An 18,044-nucleotide genomic window follows, 5' to 3' on the forward strand; every position below is an offset into this window, starting at 1 on the left:
CCAACGCGATGAAGGCGGGCATGTTCATCCTGCGTCCGCTGCTTGTCGCCACCGGCGCGCCGAAGCAGGGCAAGATGGTGATCGGCACCGTCAAGGGCGACATCCACGACATCGGCAAGAACCTTGTCGGCATGATGATGGAGGGCGCCGGCTTCGACGTCATCGACCTCGGCATCAACAATGCGGTGGAAAAATATCTCGACGCCATCGAACAGCACCAGCCTGACATCATCGGCATGTCGGCGCTGCTGACGACGACCATGCCCTACATGAAGGTCGTCATCGACACGATGAAGGAAAAGGGCATCCGCGACGACTACGTCGTGCTGGTCGGCGGTGCCCCGCTCAACGAGGAATTCGGCAAGGCCGTCGGCGCCGACGCCTATTGCCGCGACGCAGCCGTGGCAGTCGAAACCGCCAAGGATTTTATGAAGCGCAAGCACAACGTCCGCGTATCATAGCCGCAAGGCAACTTTCCGTCCTTCGTGGAAGGCGTAGGGCGCCTGGCGCGGAGCAACAGCATCGCCGACCTCTATGAACGGCCGGGGAGTCTTTTCCAGCTCTTTCGCCAGCCAATTCGCCGCCACATTGGTGGTTGCAAGTACAAGGCAATCGCCAGGCACGAAGCTTTGTTCACGCGTGTTGTGGTCAACGATGGTCACGCCGTCCCCGTGCCATTCCAGCACGCTGACATCCAACAACCATGTGACGCCAAGCTGGCGCAATGTCCGTCGCAGCGGGAAATCGGCAGCCGTCCGCTGCAGTTCCTTGCCGACCAACGGATCGGGCGTGAGAATGGTCACTTGATGGCCATCCTCGGCAAGTTTCCAGGCCGTGCCACAACCGCGCCAGCCTCCGCCCTCGTCGAGCAAAAGCACGTGCTTACCCGGCCGCACAACGCGGGCCATGACGGATTCGATCGAGAAGACATTGCCCCTTTCGATGCCGGGCAGGCTCGGCACTGCCGGCAAAGCCTTCTGAAAGCCGGTTTCGGGAGACACCGACCCCGTGGCCAGGATGACGGTGTCAGCTTGGAAAGAGGCGATTTCCGAGGCCTCGACGTAGGTGTTCAGTCGTACGTCGACATTCAGTTTGCTGAGCTGGCGTTCATACCACCCGAGAAGGTCGAGGATTTGCCCGCGGCGCGGCTGAAGGCCGGCGAGCAGAAAGTTCCCACCCAGCCTACTGGAGGCTTCAGCCAGCACCACGTCGTGCCCTCGCTCGGCGGCAACCCGGGCCGTCTCGAGGCCGGCGGGACCGCCGCCGACGACAAGCACCCGTTTCTTGATGGCAGCGGACGTGAACCGGTCACCACCCCATTCAAACTCGCGCCCCGCAGAGGGATTGATAAGGCAGCTGATCCAGTAGTCGCGCGAACGACGGCCCCAGCACATCTGGTTGCAGGATATGCATCCGCGCACATCCTCGGGCCGGTCTGCCGCGGCCTTGCGTGCCAGATGCGGATCGGCGATCAGGCCCCGGACGATCGACACCAGGTCTGCAGCTTTCTCGCCGAGCACGGTTTCGGCGTTTTCAGGCGTCCTGATGTGGCTTTCGGCGACCACGAGGGCCGTCTTGACCGCGGCCTTGAGGGTCGTCGCGAGATCGGTGCCAAGCTTCTCCGGATAGAGAAACGTCGGCATTATCTTGTAGAAATCGAGGTAGCTGCCGGTGCCGCAGGTCACGTAATCGATCAGCCCCTGCTCATCGTGCAGCCGAATGATCTCCGCCAGTTCCTGGCGACTGAGCGCGACTGTGTAGTCGGGTTCGTCGCTGACCGAGAGTCCAATGATGAAATCGAGGCCGCATGTTTCGCGGATGCGGGTTAGGATTTCGCGCGAGATCCGCGTGCGGTTGTCGAGCGACCCTCCCCATTGGTCCTCGCGTCGGTTTGTCCAGGGCGTCCAGAACTGATCGACCAGTCCGAGATACGCAGCCCAGACTTCGACGCCGTCGAAACCGGCTTCCTGGCAGCGGCGCGCCGCCTGAACGAAGCTGTCGATGGTTTCCCAAATCTCACCCTCGGACATGGCGTGGGAACCGTCGCTGTCATGATAGCTCGGAAGGCCCGAGGGCGACCAATGCGCATGAAATGAGTTGTCCGAATCCCCGTGCGCTCCGACGTGATAGAGCTGCTGGATGGCGATCGCCCCATGGTCCTTGATTGCGCGTGTGACCTGCTGGAAATGAGGAATGACGCTGTCGTCGTCAGGTCGAAAATTGCCGCGTGTCAATACGGCGGCCCGATGGACGGGCATGGGTTCGACAACAATCATGCCGGCCCCACCGAGCGCTCGCTCGGCATAGTAGGCAACGTGTCGTTCGGTCGGCACGCCATTTTCGGCCATGTTGGCGGTATGAGCCCCGAACACGATCCGGTTTCGGAGCGTGCGACTGCCCAGCTTTGCAGGTGAAAACAGACGCGGAAAGAGTTTTGACATAGTTCACACCAGCGGTCGGAGGAAGGCCTCGGGCGGCAGTCAGGTGGCTTGTCCCATAGTCACGGATTTCTGGAGCGCCGCGGCAAGGCCGTCTGCCACGGCAGATTCAAACCCGGCTGCGCGCATGGCCTCGATCGCTGCCGCGGTGGTGCCGCGGTAGTCGAGGAAGGTCTGGACGATATCTTGGGGATTGTCTGGACGAGCCTCGAGGAGTTTTCCGGTTCCAACAAGCACCGCGCTGACGCTCCGCCGGGCAATATCTGGATCCATTCCTCGGCTGACGGCATCGTCCATCATCGCTGCCGCCAAGAGCGCCGGAAAGGCTGGACCGGATCCAGTCAGGCCCGTCAGATAATCGATATCTGCTTCGCTTTTGACTTCATCGGCCGCGCCACAGGCCTCCAGAATCCGGCGAACGACATTGCGGTCATCGGCGGTGACGCCCTGAGAGCTTATCCAGGGAGTATAGGAATTCCGCACCTCTGCCGCTGCATTCGGAAGCGTGCGGATGACGCGGTCGGTTTTAAGACGTCCCGCCAGTTGGTCGAGAGTGATCCCGGCCATAACCGACATGGCGAGCTTGCCGGACGCAGTAATGTCGATGGCAGGCCAATCCTGGGGCCGGACCGAGACGATGATGACATCAGATCGATCCACCAGTTCCTGGTTGTCCCTGGTCCATGTAGCGTTTGGCAGAAAGTCGGGTTGCCCAGTTCTATGAGAGAGCGTGAGGTGCTCTGCGGCGACTATTTGCGCATCAATAATGGCCTCGGCGATAGCGCGTCCAAGCCAGCCACCTCCGCCGATTATTCCGATGCTCAGGGGTTCACCCATTGTCGAAACGCTTCCTTAGCCCGCCGAATGGCCGTGTCTGGCGAAGAACCGGTCGAGTTCGCGCTTCCGCGGGGCCTTACCTGTAAAAATCTCCACGTACCCAGGAATGCGCTTCATGCGGTCCGCGAGATCTTCGCTGGTCTGCATTGAGATGTAGCCGATCTGCACGAGGTAGATGGTGCGCGCTCGAACATCGGCTGAGCCTTCGTCGTAACCAAAGCGGACAAACATCTGGCTCAATGCATCGAGACGCGTCTGGTCGGCTTTCTGCACCTCCGCCAGAATGTCAGGGGATTGAAGCGCCCAGCTTCTGACTGCGAACTCGAACTGGGAATCGAACAAGGATTTGTCGAGCCAGCAGTCGAAAACGTTCAGCATCGCTTCGGCGACCGTCTCGGCATATGCCTCAGCCTGCTTGACGAGGTTGCCGGTGTTCTTGTCCCGCCAACGGGTCACGAGGGCAGCCAACAGTTCTTCTCTATCCTTGAAGAACCAATAGAAGCTGGTGCGCGACAGGCCCAATTTCTTGGCCAGTGGCGATATTCTCACCGTGTCGACGCCGGATTCAAGAAGCAGGTCGTAGGCGGCTTCAAGCCACCCCTCCGGCGATCCGCGCCATCCGCTATCGTTCGAAATTTGCTCCATGAGCGATCAGCCTAACAAAATATCAAAGTGAAAACCAGCAAAATGTACACCTATGTCGACTCTATCGACTTATCAGAAGCGAAACTTGACATGCATGTACATTTTCGATAGCGTTCGCACTTGCCATCCCAGCCCGGAGTCCGTCAGATGTCGAGCGATCCCCTTCTGCAGCCGTACAAACTCAAGCATTTGACCCTGCGCAATCGCATCATCGTGACGTCCCACGAGCCGGCTTATCCGGAGGACGGGATGCCGAAGGAGCGCTATCTTGCCTACACGGCTGAAAGGGCAAAGGGCGGGGTGGCGATGACGATGACAGCCGGGTCCGCTGCGGTCTCGAAGGACAGCCCCCCGGTTTTCAACAACCTGCTCGCCTACAAGGACGAGATCGTGCCGTGGATCAGGCAGATGACAGATGCGGTGCACGAAGAGGGCGCCGCCATCATGATCCAGCTAACCCATCTTGGACGGCGTACACGCTGGGACAAAGGTGACTGGCTTCCCGTTCTGGCGCCGTCCCATCATCGTGAAGCCTCCCACCGCGCGTTTCCCAAGAAGATTGAAGACTGGGATATCGAGCGCATCATCAAGGACTTTGCGGACGCCGCTGAGCGGATGAAGGCGGGCGGGATGGATGGCGTCGAGTTGGAGGCTTACGGCCACCTGCTCGACCAGTTCACGTCTCCTCTCACGAACGAACTTGACGGCCCTTATGGCGGTTCGCTTGATAACCGCATGCGCTTCTGCATGGATGTCTTGAAGGCGATCCGGTCACGGGTCGGCGAGGACTTCATCCTGGGCGTGCGATATACTGCGGATGAACGTCTCCCCGGTGGCACTGGCAAGTCCGAGGGCATGGAGATCTCGAAGCGTCTCAAGGAAAGCGGACTGATCGATTACCTCAACGTGATCCGCGGCCACATCGACACCGATGCGGGCCTGACGGACGTCATTCCGATTCAGGGTATGGCGAATGCGCCGCATCTTGATTTTGCCGGCGAGATTCGTGCGGCAACCAACTTCCCAACCTTCCATGCAGCGAAAATACCGGACGTGGCGACAGCGCGCCACGCGATTGAATCGGGTAAGGTGGATATGATCGGCATGACGCGCGCGCACATGACCGACCCTCACATCGTGCGCAAGATCATCGAAAAGCGCGAAGACGAAATCAGGCCATGCGTGGGCGCAAACTATTGCCTTGACCGTATTTATCAGGGCGGGGCGGCATACTGCATTCACAACGCCGCGACCGGCCGCGAACTGACCATGCCGCATATTGTCGCCAAGGCCGACAGCCGCAAGAAAGTTGTTATCGTCGGTGCAGGTCCGGCTGGCCTCGAGGCCGCCCGTGTCGCGGGTGAGCGGGGACACGAGGTCGTGGTCTTCGAGGCCGCCAGCGACCCTGGCGGGCAGATCCGGCTGACAGCCCTGAGCCCGCGCCGCAAGGAGATGATGAGCATCATCGATTGGCGCATGGCCCAGTGCGAAAAACATGGAGTGACCATCAGGTTCAATGCCTGGGCGGAAGCCGAAACTATCGAGGCGGAAAATCCGGACGTTGTCATCGTCGCAACGGGCGGGGTGGCGCACACCGACGTCCTTTCCAAGGGCAACGAGTTCGTGGTGTCGTCTTGGGACATCATCTCCGGAGACGCAAAGCCGGGAACCAATGTCCTCATCTTCGACGACGCGGGTGACCACGCGGCACTCCAGGCCGCGGAATTCCTCGCCGGCGCCGGAGCGAAGGTTGAAATCATGACACCGGACCGGTCATTCTCACCCGAGGTCATGGCTATGAACCTCGTGCCCTACATGAGGTCTCTTCAAAAACTCGATGTGACCTTCACCGTTACCTATCGGCTCGAGTCAGTTGAAAAGAATGGCAGTCAGCTCATTGCAAATGTCGGCAGTGACTACGGCGGCATATCCAAACAGCGCGTCGTGGATCAGGTTGTCGTCAATCACGGCACCATTCCGCTGGACGACATCTATTTCGAACTGAAACCGAAATCGACCAATCACGGAGAGATTTCGCAAGATGAGCTCATCGCCGGGCAGCCGCAGTCGGTGGTGCGGAATGCGCAGGGCCAATTCCAACTCTTTCGTATCGGCGACGCCGTTTCAGCTCGCAACACCCACGCCGCGATCTACGATGCACTGCGACTGGCGAAAGATATCTAACATCCGGCAACGGACCATAGCGTCCGCTCACAACAAGGGCTGAAAGATGAACAGAAGTGGGGCCCTGCAATATTTTGTAGACACAGCGTTCGTGGCCTTTGACCAGTTCTCACACGACCTGCGATCGCGCAGATCGATCATCCAGCTCTTCGCCCAATCGGAGGTTCCCGGGCCTGAAAAGATCAGGGCCGGGAGCCGTTTGCCGGTCTGTTCCTATCTCGGCCCGGCGTTGGCGGAAGAGGCGATCCCGTCTACGCTCCGCAACTTGATTGAGCGCTTCAAGGCGATCGAGCCGCTGCTCGAATGGCGGCTGAAATCAAATCCCGCCCCGTCTGCCAGCAGCAATTTCCGCGACGGTCACGCCAACGCGATGATCCTTGGCCCGGGCGGCCTCGAGGACAGAAACGATCTGTGGCTCGGCGTCACCTTGATGGCTCCTCACGTCCGGTATCCCGACCACGATCATCCGCCGGAAGAAACCTACCTCGTGCTTTCGCATGGCGAATTCAAGCATGGTGACAAGGATTGGTTTTCGCCCGGCATCGGTGGATCATTCTACAATCCGCCAGGCATCAAACACGCAATGAGATCGCTGGATCGGCCGCTGTTCGCTTTCTGGGCGCTGTTGGTGGATCAGACGCATCACTGAACTTGCCCGAAACCCGGCTACCGGACGAGGGAAGAGCCAAGACCGCCTTGCGGGTGAAGCGCGTGACTCATCAATAGCTTCATCATCGACGTCGGTTGGCCGCGGACCGTCAAGGCGCTGCCGATTTCGAAGAAGCGCCTTGATCAAAGATCGCGAAATGGTTGCTATATCTCGACTTTCACACGGCCAACCGGATTGGAACAGCAAGCAAGGAAATAGCCGTCGGCAATCTCTTCGTCGGTGATGCCGCCATTGTGGACCATATGAACATCGCCTTCGGTTTTGCGAACCTTGCAGGTCCCGCATATCCCCATACTGCAACCAGATCGGATCACCAGACCGGCAGCCCGTGCCGCAGCAAGGATCGTATCCGTCTCGACGCATTTCGCCGAGACGCCGGATAGGACAAATTCGATTTCGGCCTCGTTGTTCTCGGTCGGAACGAAGTCATCCGGGACCTTCTCGGCCTCAGGAAGCGGCGCGCGGAAGCTTTCCTGATGATAATGCGCCATGTCGAAACCGAGACCGGCCAGCGCCTCGCGCACGGCTTGCATGAAGGGCTCGGGCCCGCAGCAGAACACCTCGCGATCAAGATAATCCTGCGCCATCAGTCCGAGCATCAACTGGTTGAACATGCCTCTGTAACCGGTCCACGGCCTGTATGGATCGGTCTGTTCAACCACCCATTTCAGGTCGATGCCAGTTACGCGCGACGCCATATGCTCCAGCCGTTCGCGGAAGATGATCTCAGAAGGGCGGCGCGCGCAGTGGACAAAGACGATGTCCGGATCAACCCCGGAATCATACAGATGGGTGGTCATGGACATCATAGGTGTGATGCCCGAGCCGGCTGAGATGAAAAGATACTTTTCGGCTGGCTGATGCGCCATCGAGAAGGTGCCCCCCGGACCTATTGCCCGCAGGCGCATTCCCGGACGGAGGCTGTCAAACATCCACTGCGTTCCGACAGAGTCGGCCTGCGCCTTTACGGTAATGGTCAGCGAGGTCGGCCGCGACGGAGATGAGGATATCGTGTAGGTCCGGTAGATCGGACCGCCGGGAGTGGGCAGTTCCAAAGTGAGGAACTGCCCTGGATCAAAATTGAACAGCGATCCGGACGGCGACCGGAAACAAAAGGTCAGGACGTTCGGCGCCTCCGGAAGAAAGGAGGCACATTCGAGTTCTTCCGCGTCGGTCCAGAAAACCAGCCTGGGTTTTGCCACCACGTTCATTGGTTCACTCCGCGGCCAATTGCATCGAGGCCTGAGAGCGCTCAAGCCAGTTCGCATACCAATCGACGAATTGGGTCACACCGCTTTCCTGAACCGGCGAATATGGTCCGGGAACATAGGCAGGAGAGAAGATCCCTTGCTGGTTGGTTTCGACGATCTCACGGTCTTCATCATTGGTAGAAATCCAGACCTCGGTCAGGCCCTTGAGGTCGTAGTCGAGCCCTTCGACGGCATCTTTGTTCACCAGCCAGGTGGTGGTGACCTCGGTTTCCGTGGCGCTGATTGGCGTGACTCGGAAGGTCAAGGAGTGATCCGGCAGGAAGTGGCTCCAGGTCGTTGGATAATGGAACATCAACAGCGAGCCTGCTTCGGGCAGAGCCACCCGGCCAAGACTCTTGTGAACGGCAGCCTTGCCGTCGAGCGTGTAGCTCACCGCCTTTTGCTGCAGCGGCATCCGCGCCAGGCGAAATTGGCCGCTGCCGCCAAGGCGGAACTGCGCCGGCGCGCCTGAGGCTTCGCAACGGTCAAAATGCGCCTTGAGGGTCGCCGAGACCGACCCGTCAGCAGAGACTCCCGCCACTTCCGGGTCGAGCGAGAAGGAACGGCAGAGCGACGGGTGGTTGCTGCTGCAGTGGTAGCATTCGCGGTTGTTTTCCCACACAAGCTTCCAGTTGGCCTTCTCGATGATAGTCGACGTATGCGCGACCTTCGCATTGTTGAGGTCATGGACCTCTAGGTAGGGAAGGGCCAGATCGGCAAACGGTTCGAAGTCGGGGGGCGTAGCGGACAGACAGACGTAGACCAGGCCGGCAAGATTGCGCAGATGAACCGGCTTCAGCCCGTGTTTGGACATGTCGAAGTCGGGCCCCATGTCATTTGCCCAGATGAGCTTGCCGTCAAGCTCATAGGTCCACTGGTGATAGGGGCAGACGAGTTTGGCCACTTGGCCTTCGCGCGCCTTGCAAATCATCGAGCCGCGATGGCGGCAGGAATTGTGGAAGGCGCGGATTTCACCATCGCGGGCGCGCACGATGACCACCTCATAGGCACCCACGCGCATCGTCACGTAGCTACCAGCTTTCGCAAGCTGGCATGCCGGGGCCGCGTAGAGCCATTCCTGGTAGAAGATGTGCTCGAGATCGAACTGGTAAATCGTCGGCGAAGTGTAAAAGGGCTGCTCAAGGGCATAGCCCGAGACGCGGCGCGCTAGCAACTCTTGGATCGAGGGCGAGGGGGCGTTCATGCGGAATTCCATAGATGGCGTGCACATTTGAGATGAAATTTTCTTGCCTGAACGCCTTTTGCGCAATAGCACTAATTTTCAGAACGATTTAGTTCAGCTAATCTGTTGCACTCAGCGAGCCATCCAAAAAGCGGATCCGAAGAAGCGTTGATGCCAAGACCGTACGATCTCTCCTCGGTGACGGCTCTCATCTGCTTCGAGGCAGCCGCCCGAAATGCGAGTTTCAAAAACGCCGCCCAGGAATTGAATGTGACGCCCGCGGCGATCAGCCACCAGATCAAGGCGCTTGAGGGTGACTTGGGATGCAACCTGTTCCTGCGCTTGAGCCGCGGCGTCGAATTGACTGAGAAAGGGGCGTTCCTGTTCGTTGCCGTGCAGCGCGGGCTTGAGACGATTTCCGACGCCGTCACTCACATGCGCGATCGCCCGGAAACCGCCGACGTGACCATCCGGACAACGACGGCCGTCAGCTCGCTATGGCTTACACCGAAGATTTCAGCCTTCTGGAAGAGCCATCCCACCATCACTGTCTCGCAGATCGTCAGCGACGTGCCCGCAACAGCGATCCGCTGTGATCTAAGTATTCATTACGGAGATGCGCAGGAAAGTCCCGAGGAGTGTCACAAACTTTTTCAAGATCGCATTGTCGCGCTTGGAACTCCAAAATTCGCCGCCGAGCACGGCATTGGCCGAGTTGAGGATCTGCTCAAGGCGCCTTTGATTCATATGAACAACGAGGAAACCGACTGGACGAACTGGCCGGAGTGGTTTCAAGCGCTTGGACACACCATCCCAAAAGGCCGCAGGTTTTCCGTGAACAACTACATGATTGCCCTCCAGGCCGCTCAGGATGATATCGGGGCGGTCTTGGGGTGGGATGGATTGGTCAAAAGCCTGATGGAACAGGGCCGGCTGGTCACACTTGTACCCGACAACATTCCCTCACCCAGGGCATTTTATCTGAAAATCCATCCCAGGGCAGGTTCGAAAGCGCGGCTTTTTGCGAGCTGGCTCGCCAAAAGCTCTTGAGCAGCTGCTCTCTTGCTCGCTGACTTCTTCGGGCGGCCTCACGTCACCGCGCTCGCTATGGATTCGTGGTATTGAACGGGTACCCACCACGAAAGCCTGGAGATTATCGGATGAGACTGATTGTGCTTGCCGCCGCTCTCTCGATCGCGGCGCCTGCGGCCGCCCTGGCGGGGCCGGCCTCCAATGCGGTGAAGTTCTTCTACATGCCCGAGGTCAAGTTCGAGGCCGACGCGAAATACCGCGACCGTTTCACCGAGCCGGTGACAAAGCTGTTCGACCTCAACGACCAGGCGCAGAAGAACAAGCCGGACGAGGTGCCTTGCATCGACTTCGCCCCCAGTCTCGGCGCGCAGGACTTTGACGAGAAGACAGTCGCCAAGACGTTGAAGCTGTCCGAAGCAGTGGATGGCGACAGCGCCAACGTGACAGTGACCTTCAACCTTTTCCCGGAAGGCGATGAATCCAAACGCGAAATGGTCTGGTCGCTGAAGAAGGTCGACGGCCAGTGGAAGGTGGCCGACATCACCTCGAAGACCAGCGGCTGGACGCTGAGTGCGCTCGAATGCCTGGCTGGCCAGACTCCGGAGTGATGCCATGGCCCGCGTCCTGGCCCTGGCGACTGTGTGCCTGCTGGCCGCGGGCTTGTGCAGCACTGCCGGCCAGGGCCTATTCGGCGCGCCGCTCTCAGCAGAAGATGCACGGGCAACTCCGCTGCGGCCGGGTTCGCCGACGGCGGTGGTGAAACCGTTTTACGAGCATGTCGGGCTCGAGCTCGATCCGGCTCAGCGCAGCCATTTCGTCGATCCCGCGAAGTCGGTGCTCGACAAAAGCGATGCGCTGCGGAAATCGGGGCAGGGCGAATGCCTCGATCCCAACATGGCGCTCGACAATGCGGCGTACGACAGGGCCGAGATCGACAACAGCCTGAAGACAGTTGAAGCGGTCAAAGGCGATGAGGCCAAGGTCGTCGTCGCCTTTATCGTTGCCGGCAATCCGCACCGGCTGGAATGGAAGTTCAAAAAGGTCGACGGCGACTGGAAGATATCGGACCTTCTGTCGGTGACCGGCGAATGGGCGCTCAGCCAATATCAGTGTGAGTGAGAACTGACCGATGAGTTGATCGCCTGATGGCGATTGAAAACCAGAGTTGGCGATCCTGCTGTCCCGCCGGACATCTCGCAGCAGAATTCAGCCGCGTCCGCGATAGGGCGCAACACCGGTGTCGGGCAGCCATGCGCCTTCCGGCGGCGCGCCGGTCTGCCAGAACACGTCGATCGGAATGCCGCCGCGCGGATACCAATAGCCGCCAATGCGCAACCACAGTGGTTTGGTCGCGGCGATGATGCGGCGGCCGATCATGACGGTGCACTCTTCATGGAAGGCGCCATGGTTGCGAAACGAGGTCATGAACAGCTTCAGCGACTTCGATTCCACCAGCAGCATGTCGGGTGCATAGTCGATGACGATGTGGGCGAAGTCCGGCTGGCCGGTGACCGGGCAGAGCGAAGTGAATTCCGGGCAGGTGAAGCGAACGATGGCTGGCGGCCCGTCGCCGCGCGAAAACGGGACGGTCTCCAGGACTGCTGCTTCAGGGTTCTGTGGCGCCTCGACGTTGGAGCCGAGCTGGGTAAGGTTTTTCGTATCGGTCATCGGCGGGTTCCTTACTGCATGTCGCCCAAAAGCCTGCCCACGGGCCCGACCCGAGGGTGCGCGGATTTGGGTACGACATGCGCAAAAACAAAAAATTTGCCGCTCATTAGCACACTTTGAAACGGGAAGACGATGACCACCAGCGATTCGCTTCTCCAGCCCTATCAGCTCAAACATTTGACGCTGAAGAACCGGGTCATGTCGACCAGCCACGAGCCGGCCTATTTCCGAAGACGGTATGGATCTGAAGATCACTTCGAATTTGATTTGGTGGCGCAGCCGAACCTCCGCACGGAGAGCCACCAGGCACGTCGGTCCGATCTGCGCGTTGCGCACGCCGCCGGCTTGCAGCCAGACACCGCACGATCTCTTGAACCGCGATTGCGGCTGGCCGCTCAAAACATTCTGGCGGTGGCCATGCAGAGCACGGTGATGACCAGCAGCCCGCCGGCGATGCGTTCGCCCCTTGTCATTTTCGCGCGCAACTGGGTTTCCGTCGCCGAGTCAGTGCCGGCAAGCCGCCTGCTGGCAGAGCCGACCAGCGCTCCCTGAACACCGGCGGCAATCAAGGCCGTCGCGATACCCAGGGCCAGAACCATTTCCATCGAACCGAAAGAGCCGCTGTGGAAGAAATACCAGAGCAGGGCGCCGGTCAGGAAAACCATGCCGGCCGCGTTCATTTGCGGCCGGAAAAACCGTTCGATCCGAATCTCCGGATCGCGGGCGACAGCGATGGTCGTTCCAGCCCAGAACACACCGGCCAATACGTGAAGGCCGAGGACGATGATGTAGACATACTGCATGACCGCGTTCCTCCTTTCCTACCGCCAACCATAAAGTTAGATATCAAATGATTAGATGTCAATGTAAAGTCAAAGGGCCAGTTCCATCGGCCTTTCCCTTACTCTAGTGTCGGATCATGACGCTTTTTGACCGCCCGCCAGTCGGGATGAATCTCGCCCGCACCGCAAAGCTTGTCGCACAGGCCTTCGACGCCACGTTGGTCGAGGCGGGCGGCACACTGCCGGTCTGGGTCACCCTGTTGTCGATCAAGTCGCGCGAGCTGGCCAACCAGCGTGAACTCGCCGGCATGATCGGAATCCAAGGCGCGACGCTGACCCACCATCTGAACGCGATGGAGACGCAAGGTTTGCTGACCCGGCGCCGCGATCCGGAAAACCGCCGCGTCCATCAGGTTGAACTGACCGAAGCGGGAGAGGCGCTGTTCCTGAAATTGCGCACGGCAGCCCTTGCCTTCGACAAGCGGCTGCGGACCGGGTTGTCCGACGACAGGCTGGCGGAGTTCGCGGAAGTCTTGGCGACGCTCCGGGCGAATGTCGATTGATCCCAACTGCCGAACGCATTGTTCAGCGAGCCCAAGATGTAGCGGCAGCCGGCTACAGACCGGCCTTAACCCCATCAGGCCGCCATTTCCGAAGCGGCGTGTCAGGTTGGCGCCTTACGCCAGCCTTCCCTGCAGCACCGTCAGCCTGGCTCTCTTCGGCGCCCGCGCGACCAGCCATTCGCGTACCTGGTCCTGCGGCATCGGGAAGGCGATCGAGTAGCCCTGCACCTGGTCGCAGCCGATCGCCATCAGCGAATCGAGCTCAGCCTCGGTTTCGGCGCCCTCGGCGACGATCGAGATGCCAAGGCCGCGGGCGAGTTCGGTGATGGCACGCACGATCTTGGTGTTGTCGCCGTTCTCATTGATGTTCTGGACGAAGCGGCGATCGATCTTCAGCCTGTCGATCTCGTTCGGGTTGACGTGGCTGAGCGACGCGTAGCCGGTGCCGAAATCATCGAGTTCAAGATGGACGCCGGCGGCGCGGATGTGCCGCAGCTTTGCCGCGATGCCGGTCTTCTCGTCGTCGAGAATGACGGATTCGACGATCTCGAGCGACAGTTTTTGTGGCGGCAGCCCAGCCTTTTCCAGCGCACCGAAGAGGAACGCGTCGAAATTGGCCTCACGCAATTCGGAGCCGGAGACGTTGACGGCGAGCCGTCCGAAGGAAATGCCGGCACGGTTCCACTCCGCCGCCTCGCCGATTGCCTTGGCGATGACGATGCGGCCGATCGCAGGCATGAGTCCGCATTTCTCGGCGATGGGAATGAACTCGCCCGGTGCGATCATGCCGCGCTCGGCATGTCTCCAGCGAACCAGCGCCTCGATGCCGCCGATCGTGCCGTTCGACAACGAAACCTGTGGCTGGAAATAGACCTGGAACGTCTTCTCCGCGATGGCGATCCTGATGTCATGCTCGAGCCGCTTGCGGTAGTCGAGTTCATGCCGCAACGCCTCGGAGAAGAATGAGAGACTGCCGCCACCCTGCTTCTTGGCGGCGTGGAGCGCGAGGTCGGCGTGGACGAGCAGATCTTGCGCATTGTCGGCGTCGACCGGATAGACGGCGACGCCGGCGCTGGCGCCCGGAAGGATGGTCGCGCCGCGATAGACGATCGGTTCGTTGATCTGCGACAGGACGCGCCCGGCGACCGTGTTGATGTCCTCGGTGCCGCCGGCACCGTTGAGGATCATCACGAATTCGTCGCTGCCGAGACGCACGCAGAGGTCCGACGCCCGGCAGGAATCACGCATGCGCTGCGCCGTCACCACCAGCACATAGTCGCCGGCGGCGTGGCCAAGCGTGTCGTTGATCTGCTTGAACCGGTCGAGGTCGAGGTGGACCGCCGCAAGCCGCTCCCGCCGGCGCTGCGCGCCCTTGATCAGCGTATCGAAATGGTCGGTCAGGAAGGTGCGGTTGTGCAGGCCGGTAAGGCCGTCATGCACGGCGATGAAGGCCATGGAATTGCGGGTATCGATCAGTTCACGCGTCTTGCGCAGGATGGTGTTCGACATCGGCCTGAAGATGAAAAGTGCCACCAGCACGATGACGCCGAGGGTGGAGTAGAACAGCGTTCGATGGAGAGCGAGAAGGCCCTCCGATCGCGCGTCGGCTTGGGCGCTGATGCGCTGGCCGAGTGCCGCATAGCCCGACAGGGCCGCATTGGCGACGGAAGCGTCGAGGTTGACGCGTTCGCCGCCACCCTTGTAGCCGCCATTGTCGGCCATGCCGAGTTGCGATTCAAACGCCGAAACCAGGCGTTCGCCGTTGGCGATAAGCCCGACCGAGAAGTAATCGAGATGAAACGGCTTGGCGAAAAGGACGTTCTCGACTGATTTTGGATCGACCCTTGCCGGTGACGCCGGGTCGGCGACCACACGCTCGAGCAGAAGGTCGTAGTTCCTCTCGAAGTCGGCCGTGGCCTGTTTGAATGCGGTGACCAGAGCCGGTTGTTGGTTGGGCGTAGCTGCTCCTGCCGCGTTGGCAAGGAAGACAATGCGTTGCGACAGCACCTTTTGCATGCCGACAATATCGAGCAGCGTGTCGTCGTGCCGATGGCCAGCCATCATCTGCTGGAGAAGGATGAAGGAGGCCATCACCATGGCTGCAATGATCAGCAGCGCCAGCCAATAGCCTGCCTTGATCAGCAGTATGAGCTTGCCCGAAATGGTTTGCATCGGTTGCTGCGACATTTTCTGGGGCGGTCCCTCTCGCCGACAGATTGTTGGGTATGAGAACCATTGGCTTGAAAGGTTAACAGCTCGGGAAGTCGACACAGCAGCAGCGGTTGAAAGCTCGCAAAATGGTTATCGCCTTCTTTCGCGCCGCAGCTGCATTTGAACATCTGCCATTGGCGGCATTCTGGGGCGGCATTCTGGCCACTGACCGTCGGGTCACCGAAGCCCTCGCTTTTGCGGTGGATTTTTCGCCCGCGCGGGGCGACAGTCCATTCAATCTCAACAGGGCCAGATCATGAGCGCGGCATTCCTCTCCCATATCGACAGCGAGCTTCAAGGGCTGAAATCGGCCGGCCTCTACAAATCCGAGCGGGTGATCACCTCGACGCAATCGGCTAAGATCGAGGTGGGCGGCGACAGGGTGCTGAATTTCTGCGCCAACAATTATCTTGGCCTCGCAGATAGCGCCGACTTGCGCGATGCGGCCAAGCAGGCACTCGACCGCTATGGTTATGGCATGGCGTCGGTGCGTTTCATCTGCGGCACGCAGGAAGAGCACAAGCAGCTCGAGGCGACGATTTCTGGCTTTCTCGGCATGGAGGACACGATCCTCTATGGCTCCTGCTTCGATGCTAATGGCGGCCTGTTCGAGACGCTGCTTTCCGAGGAGGATGCGGTCATTTCCGACGCGCTGAACCATGCCTCGATCATCGACGGCGTGCGGCTGTCGAAGGCGAAGCGTTTCCGTTACGCCAACAACGACATGGCCGATCTGGAAGCGCGGCTGAAGGAGGCAATGGATTGCCGTTTTCGGCTGATCGCCACCGACGGTGTATTCTCCATGGATGGCATCATCGCCAATCTGAAGGGCGTCTGCGATCTCGCCGACAAGTACGATGCAATGGTGATGGTCGACGACAGCCATGCCGTCGGCTTCGTCGGCAGGAACGGGCGCGGCTCGGCCGAGCATTGCGGCGTCGAGGGCAGGGTGGACATCATCACCGGCACGCTCGGCAAGGCATTGGGCGGCGCGTCGGGCGGCTACACATCGGGCAAGAGCCAGGTGGTCGACTGGCTGCGCCAGCGCTCGCGTCCCTATCTGTTTTCCAACACGCTGATGCCGGCGATCGCCGGTGCGTCGATCCGGGTTTTCGAACTGATCCAAAATGGCGATGCGCTGCGCCAGCGCCTCTATGCCAATGCGGCGCGGTTCCGGTCTGAAATGGGTAAGCTCGGCTTTACGCTGGCCGGCGCCGAACATCCGATCGTTCCGGTCATGCTCGGCGATGCGACGCTGGCGCAGGAGATGGCGGCCCGCATGCTGCAGCGCGGCATCTATGTCATCGGCTTTTCCTTCCCCGTCGTGCCCAAGGGGCAGGCCCGCATCAGGACGCAGATGTCGGCCGCCCATTCGGCCGCCGATATCGACCGGGCGGTCGAGGCGTTCGGCGCGGTCGGGCGCGAACTTGGTGTGATTTCCTGAACGGCCGGAAGCGAAAAGTGATTCCGGGTCAAGAGTTTCAAGGGAAAAAAGAATGTCGAACATGATGAAGGCGCTGGTCAAGGCCAAGGCCGAGCCGGGCATCTGGATGGAAGAAGTGCCGGTGCCGGAGATTGGCCCGAACGACGTTCTGATCAAGATCAAGAAGACCGCGATCTGCGGTACCGACGTCCACATCTACAATTGGGACCAGTGGGCGCAGAAGACCGTGCCGGTGCCGATGGTGACCGGCCACGAATTCGTCGGCACCGTCGCCGACTTCGGCGCTGCGGTCACCGAATACAAGATCGGCCAGCGTGTTTCGGGCGAAGGCCACATCGTCTGCGGCCATTGCCGCAATTGCCGGGCGGGCAGGGGGCATCTGTGCCGCAACACGCTCGGCGTCGGCGTCAACCGGCCGGGCGCCTTCGGTGAATATCTGGCGATCCCGCAGCACAACGTCGTGCCGATCCCCGACGACGTGACCGACGAGATCGCCGCAATCTTCGATCCGCTGGGCAATGCGGTTCACACCGCACTGTCCTTTGATCTGGTCGGCGAGGACGTGCTGGTCACCGGCGCCGGGCCGATCGGCATCATGGCTGCGCTGGTGGCGCAGTGCGTCGGCGCGCGAAAGGTGGTCATCACCGACATCAACCCGGTGCGGCTGGCGCTGGCGAAAAAACTCGGCGTCCAGCATGTCGTCGACGCGTCGAAGGAAAAGCTGCGCGATGTCATGCCGGCGCTCGGCATGACCGAAGGTTTTGACGTCGGCCTCGAAATGTCGGGTGCGGCACCCGCCTTCCGCGACATGATCGACGCCATGAACAATGGCGGCAAGATCGCCATTCTGGGCATCGCGCCGACCGGCTTCGAGATCGACTGGAACAAGGTCATCTTCAAGATGCTGCATCTCAAGGGCATCTATGGCCGCGAGATGTTCGAGACCTGGTACAAGATGATCGCGCTGGTGCAGGGTCCGCTCGATGTCAGTGGCCTGATCACGCACCGCATCGGCGTGGACGACTTCCAGACCGGGTTCGAGGCGATGAAGAGCGGCAATTCCGGCAAGGTTGTCATGGATTGGTGAGATGTTGGCCGGGTGCCGTTCCGGAAGTGTTGGAGGGACAGCACCCCCCT

The 18,044-nt window shown here is 60.2% G+C and carries 18 protein-coding genes; 10 read left to right on the forward strand and 8 right to left on the reverse strand.

The window, feature by feature from the left end; translation table 11 throughout:
* Positions 1–461 (forward strand): cobalamin-dependent protein (locus BLT09_RS32745; RefSeq protein WP_091600601.1); only part of this gene is annotated, 461 nt, incomplete at its 5' end.
* Here the strand turns inward: BLT09_RS32745 and BLT09_RS32750 are convergent.
* From BLT09_RS32750 to BLT09_RS32760, 3 genes are read right to left on the reverse strand one after another with little or no spacing between them, the layout of a single operon-like run.
* Positions 456–2,441, reverse strand: a complete 1,986-nt coding sequence (locus BLT09_RS32750; protein ID WP_091600602.1) for an oxidoreductase — start codon at positions 2,439–2,441, stop codon at positions 456–458. The two genes, BLT09_RS32745 and BLT09_RS32750, sit on opposite strands and share 6 nt — an antisense overlap.
* Positions 2,442–2,480: 39 nt before the next feature.
* Complete coding sequence (locus BLT09_RS32755) at positions 2,481–3,275, reverse strand: pyrroline-5-carboxylate reductase family protein (RefSeq protein WP_091600603.1); 795 nt, start codon at positions 3,273–3,275, stop codon at positions 2,481–2,483.
* Between the two features lie 15 nt (positions 3,276–3,290).
* Positions 3,291–3,920, reverse strand: a complete 630-nt coding sequence (locus tag BLT09_RS32760) for a TetR/AcrR family transcriptional regulator (RefSeq protein WP_027153879.1) — start codon at positions 3,918–3,920, stop codon at positions 3,291–3,293.
* A gap of 147 nt (positions 3,921–4,067) precedes the next feature.
* Here BLT09_RS32760 and BLT09_RS32765 point away from each other — a divergent pair, with 147 nt between their 5' ends.
* Positions 4,068–6,104, forward strand: a complete 2,037-nt coding sequence (locus BLT09_RS32765) for an NADH:flavin oxidoreductase (protein ID WP_091600604.1) — start codon at positions 4,068–4,070, stop codon at positions 6,102–6,104.
* 46 nt (positions 6,105–6,150) lie between these two features.
* Positions 6,151–6,753 carry a dimethylsulfoniopropionate lyase gene (locus tag BLT09_RS32770; protein ID WP_091600605.1) on the forward strand — a complete coding sequence of 201 codons (603 nt, stop codon included), beginning with the start codon at positions 6,151–6,153 and terminating at the stop codon, positions 6,751–6,753.
* Positions 6,754–6,917: 164 nt separating this feature from the next.
* Here the strand turns inward: BLT09_RS32770 and BLT09_RS32775 are convergent, their stop codons facing one another.
* Positions 6,918–7,985 (reverse strand): FAD-binding oxidoreductase, encoded by a 1,068-nt coding sequence (locus tag BLT09_RS32775; RefSeq protein WP_091600606.1) that lies wholly within the window; start codon positions 7,983–7,985, stop codon positions 6,918–6,920.
* A gap of 4 nt (positions 7,986–7,989) precedes the next feature.
* Positions 7,990–9,228 carry an aromatic ring-hydroxylating oxygenase subunit alpha gene (locus BLT09_RS32780; protein WP_091600616.1) on the reverse strand — a complete coding sequence of 413 codons (1,239 nt, stop codon included), beginning with the start codon at positions 9,226–9,228 and terminating at the stop codon, positions 7,990–7,992.
* Positions 9,229–9,378: 150 nt separating this feature from the next.
* Between BLT09_RS32780 and BLT09_RS32785 the strand changes: the two genes are divergently transcribed.
* From BLT09_RS32785 to BLT09_RS32795, 3 genes are all read left to right on the forward strand, one after another.
* Positions 9,379–10,257, forward strand: a complete 879-nt coding sequence (locus BLT09_RS32785; RefSeq protein WP_091600607.1) for a LysR substrate-binding domain-containing protein — start codon at positions 9,379–9,381, stop codon at positions 10,255–10,257.
* Positions 10,258–10,367: 110 nt separating this feature from the next.
* A complete protein-coding gene (locus BLT09_RS32790; RefSeq protein WP_091600608.1) occupies positions 10,368–10,847 on the forward strand; it encodes a DUF3828 domain-containing protein in 480 nt (159 codons plus the stop codon).
* Between the two features lie 4 nt (positions 10,848–10,851).
* Positions 10,852–11,358, forward strand: a complete 507-nt coding sequence (locus BLT09_RS32795) for a hypothetical protein (protein ID WP_091600609.1) — start codon at positions 10,852–10,854, stop codon at positions 11,356–11,358.
* Between the two features lie 87 nt (positions 11,359–11,445).
* On the opposite strand, the gene queF is transcribed toward BLT09_RS32795, so the two are convergent.
* Positions 11,446–11,907 (reverse strand): preQ(1) synthase, encoded by a 462-nt coding sequence (gene queF, locus BLT09_RS32800; protein ID WP_091600610.1) that lies wholly within the window; start codon positions 11,905–11,907, stop codon positions 11,446–11,448.
* Between the two features lie 395 nt (positions 11,908–12,302).
* Complete coding sequence (locus BLT09_RS32805) at positions 12,303–12,710, reverse strand: hypothetical protein (protein ID WP_091600611.1); 408 nt, start codon at positions 12,708–12,710, stop codon at positions 12,303–12,305.
* A gap of 116 nt (positions 12,711–12,826) precedes the next feature.
* On the opposite strand from BLT09_RS32805, the gene BLT09_RS32810 reads away from it, so the two are divergent.
* Complete coding sequence (locus BLT09_RS32810) at positions 12,827–13,252, forward strand: MarR family winged helix-turn-helix transcriptional regulator (protein WP_091600612.1); 426 nt, start codon at positions 12,827–12,829, stop codon at positions 13,250–13,252.
* A 114-nt stretch (positions 13,253–13,366) separates the two neighbouring features.
* On the opposite strand, the gene BLT09_RS32815 is transcribed toward BLT09_RS32810, so the two are convergent.
* Positions 13,367–15,439, reverse strand: coding sequence for a putative bifunctional diguanylate cyclase/phosphodiesterase (locus tag BLT09_RS32815; protein ID WP_091600613.1), 2,073 nt, complete (start codon positions 15,437–15,439; stop codon positions 13,367–13,369).
* Positions 15,440–15,549: 110 nt separating this feature from the next.
* Between BLT09_RS32815 and BLT09_RS34545 the strand changes: the two genes are divergently transcribed.
* From BLT09_RS34545 to tdh, 3 genes are read left to right on the forward strand one after another with little or no spacing between them, the layout of a single operon-like run.
* Positions 15,550–15,723 carry a hypothetical protein gene (locus tag BLT09_RS34545; RefSeq protein WP_167366600.1) on the forward strand — a complete coding sequence of 58 codons (174 nt, stop codon included), beginning with the start codon at positions 15,550–15,552 and terminating at the stop codon, positions 15,721–15,723.
* Positions 15,720–16,907, forward strand: a complete 1,188-nt coding sequence (locus BLT09_RS32820; protein ID WP_091600614.1) for a glycine C-acetyltransferase — start codon at positions 15,720–15,722, stop codon at positions 16,905–16,907. The genes BLT09_RS34545 and BLT09_RS32820 overlap by 4 nt, the downstream gene beginning before the upstream one ends.
* Before the next feature lie 52 nt (positions 16,908–16,959).
* Complete coding sequence (gene tdh / locus BLT09_RS32825; RefSeq protein WP_091600615.1) at positions 16,960–17,994, forward strand: L-threonine 3-dehydrogenase; 1,035 nt, start codon at positions 16,960–16,962, stop codon at positions 17,992–17,994.
* The last annotated feature ends 50 nt before the right edge of the window (positions 17,995–18,044 follow it).

This window comes from Mesorhizobium muleiense (assembly GCF_900099905.1).
GTDB classification, from domain to species: Bacteria; Pseudomonadota; Alphaproteobacteria; order Rhizobiales; family Rhizobiaceae; genus Mesorhizobium; species Mesorhizobium muleiense.

Coding starts and splice junctions, on each gene's coding strand:
- BLT09_RS34545 (WP_167366600.1), top strand. CDS start 15,550: ATGGTTATCGCCTTCTTTCGCGCCGCAGCTGCATTTGAACATCTGCCA.
- BLT09_RS32810 (WP_091600612.1), top strand. CDS start 12,827: ATGACGCTTTTTGACCGCCCGCCAGTCGGGATGAATCTCGCCCGCACC.
- BLT09_RS32815 (WP_091600613.1), bottom strand. CDS start 15,439: ATGTCGCAGCAACCGATGCAAACCATTTCGGGCAAGCTCATACTGCTG.
- BLT09_RS32765 (WP_091600604.1), top strand. CDS start 4,068: ATGTCGAGCGATCCCCTTCTGCAGCCGTACAAACTCAAGCATTTGACC.
- BLT09_RS32805 (WP_091600611.1), bottom strand. CDS start 12,710: ATGCAGTATGTCTACATCATCGTCCTCGGCCTTCACGTATTGGCCGGT.
- tdh (WP_091600615.1), top strand. CDS start 16,960: ATGTCGAACATGATGAAGGCGCTGGTCAAGGCCAAGGCCGAGCCGGGC.
- BLT09_RS32760 (WP_027153879.1), bottom strand. CDS start 3,920: ATGGAGCAAATTTCGAACGATAGCGGATGGCGCGGATCGCCGGAGGGG.
- BLT09_RS32775 (WP_091600606.1), bottom strand. CDS start 7,985: ATGAACGTGGTGGCAAAACCCAGGCTGGTTTTCTGGACCGACGCGGAA.
- BLT09_RS32770 (WP_091600605.1), top strand. CDS start 6,151: ATGAACAGAAGTGGGGCCCTGCAATATTTTGTAGACACAGCGTTCGTG.
- BLT09_RS32755 (WP_091600603.1), bottom strand. CDS start 3,275: ATGGGTGAACCCCTGAGCATCGGAATAATCGGCGGAGGTGGCTGGCTT.
- BLT09_RS32750 (WP_091600602.1), bottom strand. CDS start 2,441: ATGTCAAAACTCTTTCCGCGTCTGTTTTCACCTGCAAAGCTGGGCAGT.
- queF (WP_091600610.1), bottom strand. CDS start 11,907: ATGACCGATACGAAAAACCTTACCCAGCTCGGCTCCAACGTCGAGGCG.
- BLT09_RS32820 (WP_091600614.1), top strand. CDS start 15,720: ATGAGCGCGGCATTCCTCTCCCATATCGACAGCGAGCTTCAAGGGCTG.
- BLT09_RS32795 (WP_091600609.1), top strand. CDS start 10,852: ATGGCCCGCGTCCTGGCCCTGGCGACTGTGTGCCTGCTGGCCGCGGGC.
- BLT09_RS32790 (WP_091600608.1), top strand. CDS start 10,368: ATGAGACTGATTGTGCTTGCCGCCGCTCTCTCGATCGCGGCGCCTGCG.
- BLT09_RS32780 (WP_091600616.1), bottom strand. CDS start 9,228: ATGAACGCCCCCTCGCCCTCGATCCAAGAGTTGCTAGCGCGCCGCGTC.
- BLT09_RS32785 (WP_091600607.1), top strand. CDS start 9,379: ATGCCAAGACCGTACGATCTCTCCTCGGTGACGGCTCTCATCTGCTTC.